Source organism: Nonomuraea turkmeniaca, assembly GCF_005889735.1.
Lineage (GTDB): Bacteria > Actinomycetota > Actinomycetes > Streptosporangiales > Streptosporangiaceae > Nonomuraea > Nonomuraea turkmeniaca.
In genome coordinates this window covers 1-12,928 of the sequence record NZ_VCKY01000130.1, presented here as the reverse complement: position 1 = coordinate 12,928, position 12,928 = coordinate 1, and the positions used below count along the sequence as shown (strand labels likewise).

15 protein-coding genes and 1 pseudogene are annotated in these 12,928 nt (G+C 67.3%); 11 read left to right on the top strand and 5 right to left on the bottom strand.

The genetic code is table 11. From position 1 onward, the window contains the following. Nucleotides 1–5: 5 nt before the first annotated feature. A complete protein-coding gene (locus ETD86_RS31965) occupies nucleotides 6–917 on the bottom strand; it encodes an alpha/beta hydrolase family protein (protein WP_138670379.1) in 912 nt (303 codons plus the stop codon). A gap of 27 nt (nucleotides 918–944) precedes the next feature. Between ETD86_RS31965 and ETD86_RS31960 the strand changes: the two genes are divergently transcribed. Beyond that, nucleotides 945–1,658: a TetR/AcrR family transcriptional regulator gene (locus ETD86_RS31960; RefSeq protein ID WP_281286994.1), complete on the top strand. Its 714-nt coding sequence runs from the start codon at nucleotides 945–947 to the stop codon at nucleotides 1,656–1,658. A gap of 118 nt (nucleotides 1,659–1,776) precedes the next feature. On the opposite strand, the gene ETD86_RS31955 is transcribed toward ETD86_RS31960, so the two are convergent. Next, nucleotides 1,777–3,315 carry a long-chain-fatty-acid--CoA ligase gene (locus tag ETD86_RS31955; RefSeq protein ID WP_138670378.1) on the bottom strand — a complete coding sequence of 513 codons (1,539 nt, stop codon included), beginning with the start codon at nucleotides 3,313–3,315 and terminating at the stop codon, nucleotides 1,777–1,779. A gap of 103 nt (nucleotides 3,316–3,418) precedes the next feature. Continuing rightward, nucleotides 3,419–4,228: a helix-turn-helix transcriptional regulator gene (locus tag ETD86_RS31950; protein WP_138670377.1), complete on the bottom strand. Its 810-nt coding sequence runs from the start codon at nucleotides 4,226–4,228 to the stop codon at nucleotides 3,419–3,421. Between the two features lie 126 nt (nucleotides 4,229–4,354). Between ETD86_RS31950 and ETD86_RS31945 the strand changes: the two genes are divergently transcribed. From ETD86_RS31945 to ETD86_RS31920, 5 genes are all read left to right on the top strand, one after another. Then, nucleotides 4,355–4,519, top strand: coding sequence for a hypothetical protein (locus ETD86_RS31945; RefSeq protein ID WP_211370449.1), 165 nt, complete (start codon nucleotides 4,355–4,357; stop codon nucleotides 4,517–4,519). Between the two features lie 119 nt (nucleotides 4,520–4,638). After that, nucleotides 4,639–4,920, top strand: coding sequence for a hypothetical protein (locus ETD86_RS31935; protein ID WP_211370448.1), 282 nt, complete (start codon nucleotides 4,639–4,641; stop codon nucleotides 4,918–4,920). Nucleotides 4,921–5,261: 341 nt separating this feature from the next. Then, a complete protein-coding gene (locus ETD86_RS31930) occupies nucleotides 5,262–6,212 on the top strand; it encodes an SPFH domain-containing protein (protein ID WP_138670376.1) in 951 nt (316 codons plus the stop codon). Nucleotides 6,213–6,217: 5 nt separating this feature from the next. Then, entirely contained in the window at nucleotides 6,218–6,487 is a 270-nt protein-coding gene (locus ETD86_RS31925; protein WP_425465673.1) for a type II toxin-antitoxin system antitoxin, read from the top strand. Beyond that, nucleotides 6,474–7,109 carry a GPP34 family phosphoprotein gene (locus ETD86_RS31920; protein WP_170223387.1) on the top strand — a complete coding sequence of 212 codons (636 nt, stop codon included), beginning with the start codon at nucleotides 6,474–6,476 and terminating at the stop codon, nucleotides 7,107–7,109. Before ETD86_RS31925 ends, ETD86_RS31920 begins: the two co-directional genes overlap by 14 nt. A 400-nt stretch (nucleotides 7,110–7,509) precedes the next feature. Here the strand turns inward: ETD86_RS31920 and ETD86_RS31915 are convergent, their stop codons facing one another. Together ETD86_RS31915 and ETD86_RS31910 are read right to left on the bottom strand one after the other, a co-directional pair. After that, a complete protein-coding gene (locus tag ETD86_RS31915; protein WP_138670374.1) occupies nucleotides 7,510–8,379 on the bottom strand; it encodes a GNAT family N-acetyltransferase in 870 nt (289 codons plus the stop codon). A gap of 552 nt (nucleotides 8,380–8,931) precedes the next feature. After that, nucleotides 8,932–9,291 carry a hypothetical protein gene (locus ETD86_RS31910; protein ID WP_138670373.1) on the bottom strand — a complete coding sequence of 120 codons (360 nt, stop codon included), beginning with the start codon at nucleotides 9,289–9,291 and terminating at the stop codon, nucleotides 8,932–8,934. Nucleotides 9,292–9,628: 337 nt separating this feature from the next. Between ETD86_RS31910 and ETD86_RS31905 the strand changes: the two genes are divergently transcribed. The 5 genes and pseudogenes from ETD86_RS31905 to ETD86_RS60250 form a co-directional block, all read left to right on the top strand. After that, entirely contained in the window at nucleotides 9,629–9,907 is a 279-nt protein-coding gene (locus ETD86_RS31905; RefSeq protein WP_138670372.1) for a hypothetical protein, read from the top strand. Between the two features lie 402 nt (nucleotides 9,908–10,309). Next, nucleotides 10,310–11,287, top strand: a complete 978-nt coding sequence (locus tag ETD86_RS31900) for a transporter substrate-binding domain-containing protein (RefSeq protein ID WP_170223386.1) — start codon at nucleotides 10,310–10,312, stop codon at nucleotides 11,285–11,287. 12 nt (nucleotides 11,288–11,299) lie between these two features. Further along, nucleotides 11,300–12,304: a hypothetical protein gene (locus tag ETD86_RS31895; protein WP_138670370.1), complete on the top strand. Its 1,005-nt coding sequence runs from the start codon at nucleotides 11,300–11,302 to the stop codon at nucleotides 12,302–12,304. 165 nt (nucleotides 12,305–12,469) lie between these two features. Further along, nucleotides 12,470–12,637: pseudogene (locus ETD86_RS60255) on the top strand (cupin domain-containing protein); the annotation flags it as partial. 139 nt (nucleotides 12,638–12,776) lie between these two features. Beyond that, a partial coding sequence (locus ETD86_RS60250) for an AraC family transcriptional regulator (protein ID WP_211370451.1) occupies nucleotides 12,777–12,928 on the top strand: 152 nt, incomplete at its 3' end.

Sequence of the window (12,928 nt, the reverse complement as noted above, 5' to 3'; positions counted from 1 at the left end):
GAGCGTCACTTGGATTCGATACGGCCCAGAGGATCGGCGCTCGCCGCGGACCAGCTGGTGTCCGCGGGGTAGAGCGCACCGCGGAGAAAGGCCCATGTGAGCCGCTGGATCACGGCGACCCGTTCGGGGCTCTCGTCCGTCGTCTCCGTGACGGTGTAGCCGGAGATCCCGCCCAGCGAATGCTCCGCCCTGAACAGGGTGAGCAGGCTCTTGGCACCTGGGCTCAGGAAGTACGCATCCGTGAACCACTCCGGGCCCCGGACGGTCAGGGCGGACTGGTCCTTCTCCCCCGCGACCACCAGGGCCGGCGTGGTCATCTCGGCGAAGCCCGGGTTCATGAAGGAGAAGTGCTCGGCGGCGAACGGCGTCAGGTCAGGGCCGCCCGTGCCCGGTACGGCAAGCAGCACACCGGCCCTGATCCGCGGGTCGGACCTGTCCTCGCCCGGGACACCCCCGGCGTCGAGGACCCGCGCGCCCAGCAGCATGCTCGCCGTCTGGGCGCCCCACGAGTGCCCGGCGGCGGCGATGCGGCTCCGGTCGGTGCGCCCCGCGAGGCCCGGAAGGGAGGCTTCGATGAGGTCCAGCTGATCGACGATGCGCGTCAGGTCCTCGACCCGGAGGCGCCAGATCTCCGGGTAACGGGGATCATCGGGCGTGACGTTCAACGTCCGCGAGTCGAGGTGGGTGGGCTGCACGACCACGAATCCGCGGGCGGCCCAGAAGTCGACCAGCGGGGCGTAGCCGTCCAGCGACCCGCCGAAGCCGTGCGAGAAGACGATGATGGGCAGTTCGCCGCCGGACGCCGGGGCCGACACCCGTACCTGCAGGTCCTCGCCGCGGCCCGGGGCCGGAAGCACCACCGGGCGTACCGAGATGACGGGAACGGGCGTGCTGACGACGTCATCGGGGAGGCGCATGGGTGTTTCTCCTTGAGAATTGGGTGAATGGCGATGCGTGGCATGGCCACGGACCGCCTGTTCGGTATCGTGAGCAAGCGGATCCATGTTCCGTTAGCCAACATACGGAACCGTGTTCCACTTAGCAAGCTGAGTGACGGAGGCAAGGGCACAGTGGCGGGCATCGGCAGCGGTTCAGGATCGTCAGCCCCCCGGAAACGGGCCGACGCTCGGCGCAACGAGAGGACACTGCTGGAGGCGGCCGCTGCGGCTTTCATCGCTTCCGGCGTCGATGCGCCCGTGCGCGACATCGCGGCCAAGGCCGGCGTGGGCGTCGGCACGATCTACCGCCACTTCCCGACGCGGGCCGATCTCATCGTCGCCGTCTACCGGCACCAGGTCGAGGCATGCGTCGAGGCGGGTCCGGCCCTCTTGGCGAACAGCGACTCACCGCACACCGCTCTGACGCGCTGGATCGATCTCTTCGTCGATTTCCTGGTCACCAAGCATGGCCTCGCCGAGGCGCTACAGTCCGACGACGCCACCTTCGCGACTCTGCACGCCTATTTCATCGATCGCCTCGTGCCGGTCTGCGCCGAGCTGCTGGACGCCGCCGCCAGGGCAGGCCAGATCCGTGCCGACATCCAGGCCCTCGAACTGATGCGCGGCGTCGGCAACCTCTGCATCGGCGCGGGCAAGGACCCCAGGTACGACGCCCGTCGCATGGTCGAACTCCTCCTCGCCGGACTGCGCCTCCATTGACCCACCCGGCGACATCCCATGACGCATGCCGCGATCCGGATCTCTCCGGATGCCTCGTCCGACCTCCCCGGCGCGGCCGTGGGACCAATCACTCCGGTGATCCCGAACCCACAAAGTATTACCGGCGCAGCTCGCGCTTGAGGATCTTGCCGGTCGCCGTCATCGGCAGGCTCTCGCGGAACTCGATGATCCGCGGGTACTTGTAGGCCGCCATGTTCTCCTTGCACCAGGCGATGAGCTCGTGCTCGCTCGCCGTCGCGCCGGGCGCCGGGATGACGTAGGCCTTGACCTCCTCGCCGTGCGAGCCATGGGGCACACCGACCACCGCCACCAGCGAGACCGCCGGGTGCGTCATCAGCACCTCCTCCACCTCGCGCGGGTAGACGTTGAAGCCGCCCCGGATGATCATGTCCTTCGTGCGGTCGATGATGGCGTAGTAGCCGTCCTCGTCGCGAGTGGCGATGTCGCCGGTGCGGAACCAGCCGTCCCGCATGACCTCCTCGGTGGCCTCAGGCCGCCCGTAGTAGCCCTTCATGACATTGTGCCCGCGGATGGCGATCTCGCCGGGGCCCTCGCCCTCGATGGTGTTCCCGTCATCGTCCACCAGCCGCATCTGCACGCCCCAGATGGGGAAGCCGATGGTGCCGGGCTTGGTGGGCCGCCCGAGCTGGTTGAAGCTGGCCACTGGGGAAGTCTCCGACAGGCCGTAGCCTTCCAGGATCGGGATGCCGAAGGTGCCCTCGAAGTCCTTGAGCACCTCGACCGGGGAGGAAGCCCCGCCCGCCACCGCCACCCGCAGCGTCGAGGGCACCTCGGCGCCGTCGGCGTGGATCTTCGACAGCAGCGCCCAGAACATCGTCGGCACCCCGGCGAACATGGTCACCTTCTCCCTCCGCATGAGGTCCAGCGCCTCGCCGGGCTCGAAGCGCGGCTGGAGTACGAGGGTGGCGCGGCGGCGCACGCTCACGTTCATGACCGCGATCTGGCCGAAGGAGTGGAAGAGCGGTAGCACGGTGAGTGAGACGTCGCCGTCGGGGTCGGCGGGGAACATCTCGTCGCTGACGATGGTGTTGGTCAGGATGTTCATGTGAGTCAGCTCGGCGCCCTTGGGCTGACCGGTGGTGCCGGAGGTGTAGAGGATGGCCGCGGTGTCGTCAGGCCCGGTCTGCACCGTCTCGAACTCCTCGGACATACCACCCAGAGCCGCCCAGAACGATTCGCCGTGCTCCGACTCGGCGGCCAGCGGCGTGGCGGGCAGGATGAAGAAGAGCTCGCAGCCCTCGGCGGCGTCGAATGCCTCCCGCCCGCGCGCGCCCATGGGCAGCTCGGGGGAGCCCTCAAAGCAGAAGAGCGCCTTGGTGTCGCTGTCGGTCAGGTGGTAGGCGATCTCGCGCGGCTGCAGCAGCACGTTGAGCGGGACCACGGTCGCCCCGGCCTTGAGGATGCCGAAGTAGACGAAGGGGAAGTAGGGCAGGTTCGGGCAGAGCAGCGCGACCTTGTCCCCCTTGCTGATCCCCCGTGACACCAGGAGATTGGCCACCTGGTTCGCGACGGAGTTCACCATGGAGTACGGCAGGCGCAAATCACCGAAGACCAGGGCGGTGCGGTCTGGAACATTGCGGGCGCTGTCTTCCAGGATGATCGACAGATTGAGCATCGCGGGCCTTCCCTCGGGCTTCGAATACCTGCGTCTCGGGGGACATTCGTACGTGGCAAGGATGCGGCGTCGATGCGGTCAGCGCTTGTACGAACGTGTCGAATCAGGGCAGCCAGTCGATGGCGGCGGCCAGCGTGGAGGGTGCGGTCCCGAAGTTGTGCCTGAAGACCCTGGTGAAATGTGACCCGTCGGTGAATCCGGCACCGTGGGCGGCCACCGTCAGGGACTCCCCTGCGGCCACCAGCCTGATCGCATGCTGAAGGCGCTGCCAGCGCACATAGGGCCGCAGCGGAATCCCCACGTGTGCGCTGAACAGATGCGCCAACCGGCTTGGAGACAGGTGCACCGCGGCCGCGACCTCGCCCAGACGCACCGGTCCCCCGATCAGGAGAGTGGGAATCACGGCTATCGCCGTCTCCACCGCCGGGTGAATCGGGATGTCTGCGGCACAACGGTGGCCCGTCCAGTCCTCGACGATCTTCAGGGCGGCCGCGGCCTCGGCGGAGTGTTCATGGCCGTTCGACGGTTCCGTGAACGTGAGCGGCGCCGCCACTTGGCGGTGTCTCGGGCTCGTGACGGCGTGCCCCGGATGGGGGAAGGGCGGACTCCAGGTCGAGGCGTTGGCTCCCGCACCTGAATGGGCGAGCAGCGAACGGCCTGGTGAGCTGCCGGGTTCGAGTTGAGCCAGCAGGGCCCCGCGAGCTCCCATGAGTATGGCGTGGCCGGTGTCGGGGGGAATGACCGCGGTCTGGGTGGTCAGCCGCTGACCATGGGCGTCCGCCACGGTGAAGGGCTCTGCGGAGACGATCAGGTGAACCGCATGGTGTGCGTGAAGCTGATTCGTACCGATGGTTCCGCCGTACAGCAGGACGCCAGGGCGGAGTAAACACCAGCCGCGCCAGAGATGCGACATCACGCCTCCTTCTCCGGAGGAGGTTGCCTCCACCTCTGATCGTCGTGGCGGAAGCCCTGTTCGTGAAGGTGCTGATCTCGGGCTCGGCTCAGCGGGGGCCCGGAGGGCACGGACGCGAGCGACGTCGTGCACCGCATCCTGGCCAACGCCGAACTCCCGCAGCTCCGCACCCACCGGAGCACGGCCGCTCGCCTGGCCCCGCTGCTTCCGACCAAGCTCAAGGCCACCTATCTGGTGGGAGTGGACGGCGAGCGCCAGCGCTTCTGGATCGAGGTCTTCACCAGCGGCTGAGGAGAAGCCAACCGGTTGGTCGCGGCTTCCGGGCTGCCGCCGGCCCGGCTGCATGACCTGCGGCACGGCGGCGCGACGCGGGCACCGGCCGCGCACGGACGGATTCCGAGAGCGCTCACTTGATCGGTCAGGCGTCCGGCGCGTTCATGATGCTGCGGATCTTCGGCGGGGTGTTCGGCGTCGCCGTCACGGTGGCCGTCTTCGCGAGTGTCGGGAGTCACGCCTCAGCCGAGGAGTTCAGCGCGGGTTTCTCGGCGGGCATGGGCACGGTCGCCGCATTCGCGTTCATCGGCACGCTGGTCGCGCTCGGCATGCCAGGCAGGCGACCGGCCGCCATGGCCACGCCACAGGCGACAAGCACCGTGCCTCAGAGTGAGAACGCCTCAATGATCCAGTCGTGACCAGCCAGGTCTGTCGAGCGTGCTCCCTGGCGGCGCTGGTGGTCGGAGAAGGGCCGTAGCGCAGGAAGCGACTCCCACTTCCTTGGAACGTTCGTGCTGGGCAGCGCCGAACTGCTCGTCGTCGGCGCGCTCAACATGATCGCCGCCGACCTGCGAGTGTCCATAACCGCGGCCGTGCGCTGATCGCCATCCCGGTCGCCTGGGCAGACCTGCGGCAACACGTCTGCTTTGCGGCTCATCGCACGACCCGAGCGCAGGACCCTGAGAATCCGCCTTCCGCAGTCGCCGAAAAAGTGATATCACTTTGCTATCGAGATGAAGTCACGGAGAGGGGACGGACGATGGCGAACACATCGGGCGAGGCCGCACTTGAGGCCGCCGTCGTGGACATGCCCGCACCGCACACGAGCGAGCACCCCGTGCGGGCGGCCAACGGGTTCATGATGCTGGGGGTGGCGACGGCGCTGGAGCTGGCCGGGATCGCGCTGCTCGTCGTGGGAATCGTCATGCTCGCCTCGGGGGCCGGGCAGGGCGGCATGTGGGTGGTCATCGTGAGCATCCTGATGATCCTGCTCGGGTCCTACATGTACTTCGGCCTCACCGCGGTGGCGCCGGGCGAGGCCAGGGTGGTGCAGCTGCTCGGCCGGTACGTCGGCACCCTGCGCACCCCCGGCTTCCAGTGGGTCAACCCGATCACGGTGCGCCGGCGGGTGTCCACAAGGATCCGCAACCACGAGACGGACGTGACGAAGGTCAACGACGCGGACGGCAACCCGATCCAGATCGCGACCGTGGTGGTCTGGCAGGTGCAGGACACCGCGCAGGCGGTCTTCGAGGTGGACGACTTCGTGGAGTTCGTGGCCATCCAGGCGGAGACGGCCGTGCGGCACATCGCGGGCAGCTATCCGTACGACGCGCACGGCGAGCCCAGGCTGTCCCTGCGGGACAACGCCGACGAGATCAACGAGCGGCTGTCCACGGAGATCGCGGCCAGGGTGTCGTCCGCCGGGGTGAAGGTCATCGAGTCCCGCATCATCCACCTGGCGTACGCGCCCGAGATCGCCCACGCCATGCTGCGCCGTCAGCAGGCTGGCGCAGTGGTGGCGGCCCGGCAGCGGATCGTCGACGGGGCGGTCGGCATGGTGGAGATGGCCCTGGCCAAGCTCGCCGAGCACAACGTGGTCGAGCTGGACGAGGAGCGCAAGGCGGCCATGGTGAGCAACCTGCTCGTGGTGCTGGTCGGTGACCGCGACACCCAACCCGTGGTCAACACGGGCACGCTCTACCAGTAATCACCGTGGAGCGGAAGAAGATCCTGCTGCGGCTTGACCCGGTGGTTCACGACGCGCTGTCCAGGTGGGCGTCCGACGAGCTGCGCAGCACGAACTCCCAGATCGAGTTCCTGCTGCGCAGGGCCCTCTCCGAGGCCGGACGCCTGCCCGACGGGGTGGGGCGGATGCGCCCACGCGGACGACCGAGGAAAGCGCCAGAGGACGGCACAGGGGACGACACAGGTCAGGAAGATGAAGAGGAGCGGGCGGATGGAGACGCAAGTGAAGCAGACTGAGTCACTGACCCGATCGGCCTTCCTACTGGCCTTCGACCTGCGGAAGGAGAAGCTGACCCAGCGCAGCGAGCTGGGCTACCTGCTGCGCGCGGCCGCCCTCGCCGAGCTGCTGCTGGCGGGCAACCTGGCGGACGAGTCGGGCAAGGCGCGAGCTCTCACCCACCCGGCCGCCGAGCCAGGTTCCCTGCGGGCCGTGGTCTGGGAGCAGATCTCGAACTCGCCGCCCCGCTCGTGGCGGCGGTGGGTGCAGAAGGACCTCGGCAAGGCGGTCCGCGTGGTACGCGACGAGCTGGCGGCCGCCCGGATGATCAACGTGGAGCGGCGCCATATCCTGCTGTTCCCGGTCGAGCGGATCACGCCGCGCAAGGCGTACCTGTCGCGCAGGCTGGCCGAGCGCGTCGGCCGGGCCATCCGCGGCGGCCAGCCGGTCGGGCACCTGGACGAGGACGTCCGCGTCCTGGCGGCGCTGGCCGCGGCGATCCGGCTCAAGACGGTGATTCCCTCCTGGCGGGAGACGCGTCTGCGCCGGGACCGGATCCAGCAGCTGTCCGCGCCCGTCGAGCCGATCGCGACCGCATTGCGCAAGAGCGTCGAGGCGGCCAGGGCGGCGGCGAGCGGCTGACACGACGGATCACGGCGGCTCCCACCGCCGGCCCTCGGAGGAGATCACTTGACCACACCGATCGAAGCACCGGCCCGGCCCCGCGCCATCCTGCACGCCCTGGCCCCGACCCTTTGGCCCAGGGCGCGATCGCAGTTTGGCTCGCCGCCGCCGCCCGGGCCCGCCGCGCGCGGCCAGTCTCTCACTCCGATCGCCCGCGAGCGCGGCGTCGGACGGTCGATGCGGCCGGAGTAAGGGGGGTGAGGGCGTCGTCGATGCCTTGTCCCTTGAGCCAGGTGAACAGGAGGTGCCACAGCCGGTGGGGCGGCATGTTGTGGGTGAGACCGGCTTTGTCCGCGTACCGTGCGAGCAGGGCGCGGACGCCGCACCCCGGCCGCACCCCGGCCGCACGCCGAAAGCCTCAGGAAGCGTTGCGGTACAGGTCCCGTCTCTCGGGCAACTGCTCGAGGCCGGCCGACTGGTAAGTGGCGACGGCGCCGACGTTGGAGCTCGGCGTGCACACGTCCACGCTGGACGAGCCCAACTCCTGGAGTGCGCGCGCCGCGGCGACCGTGATCGCTCTGCCGTAACCGTGACCGCGGTGTGCCCGGTGCACCCCCATCGGCTCGATCAGCCCGGGCTTGCCTTCACCCGCCGACCACACCGTCACGGCCGCCACCGCCTCGCCCTGCTCATTGCGAACGACCAGGCACCGAGCGTCGACATACGGCGCACCTGCCGCCATCGCGTGCCAGCGCTCGTCGGTGAACGTCGACCCGTCGAACGACGCCCGCAGGACCGCGGCCCACTCGTGCGCCTGTTCCGGCCCGATCACCTCGACGCGAACGCCGGGATCCGGCACAGGCGCGCCGAGGTCGCGCCGAAGTGGTGTCCACGGCTCGCCGCTCTCCCAGCCGTCCTTGAACAACACGTCCTGGATCAGCGCACCCATCGGCGCCTCGACGTACACCTTGCCCTCGATCAGCACACCACGCTCAGGCGCCGACACGTCCTCGGCCACCTGCCGCGCCAACTCCTCGTCCCGCAACGCCGGCGGCGCGAACGCCAACCGCAGCAACTCCGCACCATCCAGCAGCCCGACCGCCAAAACCTCCCCAGCCCGGCTCCAGGTCCGCGTAGCCTCCGCCGTCGGCTCCGCACCGAACCGCCAGAACCACCCCACATCCCCCGGATGCAACTGCACGGGCCCTCCGTCGTACTGCCACTCCCCCAACACCCGCACCACGTCACCGAGCCCGTCGACCCCCGGCCTGCCCATCTTGATCGCCATCCCCCGATCACACACCACCCACCGACCCTCCGCACCCGAATTTCCCGCCGGCAGTCAGTGATCGGCGACACCGTGATCATGTACGGACCCTGCCACTGACCTGCCCGAACACGCCCGTTTGCGGCTAGTGACACGTTTCTTGACGGGCACCCCCGTCAGGGAGGCCGGCAAGCGGCCAATGTGGACGCGGCTCTTGGACCGGGCAGGAGCCGGTGCCCGTCGAGCCGGCCCGCCGGCACCGCCCACAACCACGAGGGCTGTTCGGGCTCACGGGCGCGGTCACCTGGTCACCCCGGGCGGCCGGTCCGTCCTCACCATCGGCGTCCACGCGCTCAGTCAGGGGATGGCCATCGCCACCACGGTCCACGAAGACCTCGGGTTTCAGCCATGGCGCTTCGGCTCCGCCCCCTAGGGCCGAACCCCATCGGGCGCCCCTGACCGGCCAGGCGCGCCCCTCTGGAATCCCGACCCGCTGGTGGCGATGGAGCGACGTGGCATGCGGGTCGAGGAGGAACTCGTGCTCCCCGAGAGGTCACCCATGTTGGATGACGATCATCGATCAGCATCCCGTAGGGCGTCCTGCTGGCGGTCGCCGTCTCCGTCGTCGAGATGCTCGCCCGCTTCATGGTCGCTCGTGCGGCTGGTGCCCTGCCGTCGATCGCGGTATGGGCGAGTTAACCGATCTGTTCGTGGCTGGTGCACGAAGTCGTTGATCGAGCGGAGGTTGAGCTGTCTGCCGACGTTGTGACCGGGTTCGTTGGCGGTGGCCTCCTTGGGTGCGTGACCGTCGAACGCGATTTCCAGACGCCAGCCGTCACGCTGCAGGATGACCGTAGGGCCGGAGGATCGCGGGACGGTCTGCACATCCCAGCCGTGTCGGTGTGCCCGGTGGGCAAGCACGTGTGGATTCACCGATTCGTACTCCTTGTTCGAACGGGGTCCAGCGGAGTTTACCTACGGGCTGTCACGGGACTGATGCGATTTGTAGGCGGTTGGTCGATCCCTTCTATCGAAGAGGACGGTCGAACGTCCGGTTTCGGTTCCATCGTGAGCTTTGATGGCGAATCACGTTGCTCGCTCAAGGGACGGATCTGCCCTCCTGCTCGACAACCTCCCCCGACTGACGCCGGGTGCCACTGCGCCTGCCGATGATGACGTCCGCCCAGGTCATAGCCATATTGGGCTTCGCGTGGCGTGCGTGAGCCCCGGCCACCAGGAGAAGGGCGCGCGTGCGACATGACGATCGGCCGTGCCCCTTCGCCTGACCTATCTCGCCGTCACGAGCGCCTTCGCCGCGCTGCGGTTCCTGCCGATGAGCGAGCGCGACAGAGATGTCGAGAGTCTCGCCCTGCGTCACCAGATCACCGTCTTCGAACGACAACTCGGCGACGAGGTCCTGCGCCGGCTACGGCCCCTCGTCCGCCCGGACACCGTGGGGCTGTCGGCGGGTCCACGGAGAACTCGCCACGCCGGGCATCAAGGTCGCGCCGTCCACAGTCCGACGATCAGCCTTCGCATAAATCTATAAAGCAGGATTAATCACACGATGCACGAGCATATGCACGAGCATTCGTACTTACAGACGGTTCTGCATTTGCACTTGCGTTGACCCTCCCGATAGGCAAGGATGAATCGGCATAGCGGCGATCGCCCCGCCGGGACATCGATGTCGGTCACCCCGTCCTCTCGCACATCCCTGCACAGCCTTGCCCTTCGAAGGCGCGCCCCTCCGTGATCGCGCGACAGGCCGTCGGCCAATGTCGCCGGTTACATCGCCGGTCACCCGCTGCAGTACGCAATGCTTCCAGCCGCACTTGCGCCCAGAAGCCCACCATCATCTTGGCGTAGGTCTGTGGCCCTCGGAACCGAGAGCTGTTCAGCGAACCACCCCGGGAAAGTTAAGCACGAGGATTCGCAAGGAGCCTCAAGAATGGTCAACGAGGTTGATCCGGCCGCGCGTCCCCGGAGACGCAAGGGCACCGGAAGAAAGTTCTCCGTGACTGCGGTCGCCACGGGAGTGCTCGGCTTAGTGCTCGCCCTGGCCGCGCCGAATGTCTATGCACGGGTCACGACGCCGTCGAAACGTGAGCTGCTCGAGAAGGCGAAATTCCTGGGGCCGGAGAAACAGACTCTCAAGATCGGCGTACGGGACGACCTCCCCGGGATAGCGAATTCAAAGGACGGCAGTCTCGAGGGGTTCGACGCCGACATCGCCTATGCGATCGGCGAGTACCTGGAATTCACCCGGGACAAAGTGGAGCTCCACCCCGTTAAAATACAGGAGCGCCAGGGCATGCATATATACAGGGACGACCAACACATCAACCTCGACCTGGTAATCGCCGCATACAGCATCACGAACGATCGGAAAAAGGATGGCGTGAGGTTTTCCTACCCCTACTTCATGACCAAACAGGCCGCGATGACCAGGGGAGACTACCCAGACACGGTGCAGAGCCTCAGCGATCTCAAGGGGAAGGAGGTCTGCACGCTGCCATCGTCCACCGCCTTCGACGCGCTCAGGAAAGTCGGCATCCATCCCATAGGGAGAGACCGTATAAGCGAGTGCATCAAGGGCCTGAAAGCGGGAAAATTCGCCGCCGTGCAGAGCGACGCCGCGGTCCTGGCCGGCCTCGTCGCGGAGGACATGGAGAACTTGAAGTTACACAATATCGGTGTGGACTTCACCGAAAAATGGGGGGTCAGTGTGCGCCCCGCTCGAGCGGAAACCGACCATGTCCTCGATTTGGTCAACGCCGCGCTGTACAAAATCGTCAGCGACGGAACCTGGGACAAACTCTTCAACCAACACTTCGGCGCTACTCAGCAGCGTCTCGGGGGCTCCGTCATCATAGCCCACAACGAACCTCCCGGGATTCCGGCACCCGCGATCCGAGACTATGAGTGAGGTTCAGGCGGAATGCCTACGGGAGAAGACGGCGACCAGAAAGACTACGATCGCGAGTGGCTGTACATCGCGATATCCACCGTCCCGGCACTGCTGCTGTCGCTCAAGATCTGGTACTTAAGTGGCCAGAGCGTGGAGACCACCCAGCTCGTGGTCCAATCCATCAGCCCCATCAGCTTGCTGGTGGAGCTGTTCTTCGTCAGCCTGTGGATGTTGTCCACAGTGGTCATCCTCTTTCATTGCGCAGGACGGCTGCTACAGCTCAGCAGGGCCGACGGCCACAAATTCCGCCTGGTGCGAACTGTCTCCCGCATTCCCATGTGGGCTCTCATGGCAAGCTTCGCGGTCGCACTCTTCACGTGGCACATACAATATCTGCCCGCCCTGCTCATGCTTGCCACCATGTCGATCTCCCTGCATGTCAGGCTGGAGTTCCCCGACCGGCCGCGACTCGTCGCCGTCATTTGTTGGCTGTTTCCTCTCGCCACCACCGCGGCGTTCTACTGCCTGATGCTGCCCACGGCGTTGACCGCATGGCATGACGGTGATCGCTTCCTCGCCGCCATACTGACCATCCCGCCGACGCTCGGCCTTTTCCTGGGGAATCGACTGCCGTCGGCGGCCGCCCCTGTTCTCGTCAACTCCATGCTGGTCTGCTCGCTGGCGATCCTGGCGCCACTGGCCTGCCTGAAATTCCTGAATGCCTCGTTCCTACCGGCCGTGGCCGTGGAGATCACACAACCGGCTCAAGTGCACACCGGCTACGTGATCAGCATGAGCGATGTCGCCACTGCCGTCCTCGGCCTCGACGGGACGGTCCGGTTCTTCCCGAACAACCAGGTCAAATCACAGGTGTTGTGCCGCGATTACACCAGAGCGCCCTACAGCAAACTGGACATCAACGGGTGGGGCGTGGAGGAGACCATTTTGGAGGCGTTCAACTCCAAGGATCATCATCCCGACTCCGATCAGCGCTGCTTCGGGCGTCCCTTGACGCCGACCGTTCCGGAAGGATGAGCGACGCACCGCGCGCCGGCGGGTAGCGACGCTGCGCGGGCGGAACGCGATTCCTACCGGGCTTCCCTCCGGTGGATGACCTCCTTGTCCGGGTACGCCATGATCAGCGGCCGCTGCCCCGCCTGCTCGTCCCCCTTCCAGGAGAACCAGGCGTAGTGCACCCGGATCCTCATCGGTGGACGTGTCGACCTCAATCCGGCCGGCCGGGCGCTGCTGCTGCAGGCGCTTCCGCCGGTGGCGCACGTTCGGGCGTCGGCCGCCGCGGCGACCGACCTGCGCGGCATCTTCGACCGGCTGTTCGACGAGGTGACCGGCAAGCGGACGGGTTCGGCGTGCGCGATCCGCCAGTACGGCCGGCTCCTGCTGCTCGAAGTGCTGCGCGCCTACATCGACCAGGCCGAGCTCCCCTCGGGATGGCTCCGGGTGCTGGCCGACGAACGGCTGCGCCCTCCGCGACGGCGACGTCCGCGTCGTGTCGCTGGCGACCGAGCTGGGGTACGCCTCCGAGAGCGTGTTCAGCACCGCGTTCAAACGCGAGGTGGGCGAATCACCGCTCCGCTGCCGGCACCGCATGCCACCCCGCTCGGTGTTCTTCGTGGCGATCGCTCGGGTGGGCGTCCGGGG

Coding starts and splice junctions, on each gene's coding strand:
- ETD86_RS31965 (WP_138670379.1), bottom strand. CDS start 917: ATGCGCCTCCCCGATGACGTCGTCAGCACGCCCGTTCCCGTCATCTCG.
- ETD86_RS31900 (WP_170223386.1), top strand. CDS start 10,310: ATGGTCAACGAGGTTGATCCGGCCGCGCGTCCCCGGAGACGCAAGGGC.
- ETD86_RS31930 (WP_138670376.1), top strand. CDS start 5,262: ATGGCGAACACATCGGGCGAGGCCGCACTTGAGGCCGCCGTCGTGGAC.
- ETD86_RS31915 (WP_138670374.1), bottom strand. CDS start 8,379: ATGGCGATCAAGATGGGCAGGCCGGGGGTCGACGGGCTCGGTGACGTG.
- ETD86_RS31960 (WP_281286994.1), top strand. CDS start 945: ATGGCGATGCGTGGCATGGCCACGGACCGCCTGTTCGGTATCGTGAGC.
- ETD86_RS31895 (WP_138670370.1), top strand. CDS start 11,300: ATGCCTACGGGAGAAGACGGCGACCAGAAAGACTACGATCGCGAGTGG.
- ETD86_RS31950 (WP_138670377.1), bottom strand. CDS start 4,228: ATGTCGCATCTCTGGCGCGGCTGGTGTTTACTCCGCCCTGGCGTCCTG.
- ETD86_RS31955 (WP_138670378.1), bottom strand. CDS start 3,315: ATGCTCAATCTGTCGATCATCCTGGAAGACAGCGCCCGCAATGTTCCA.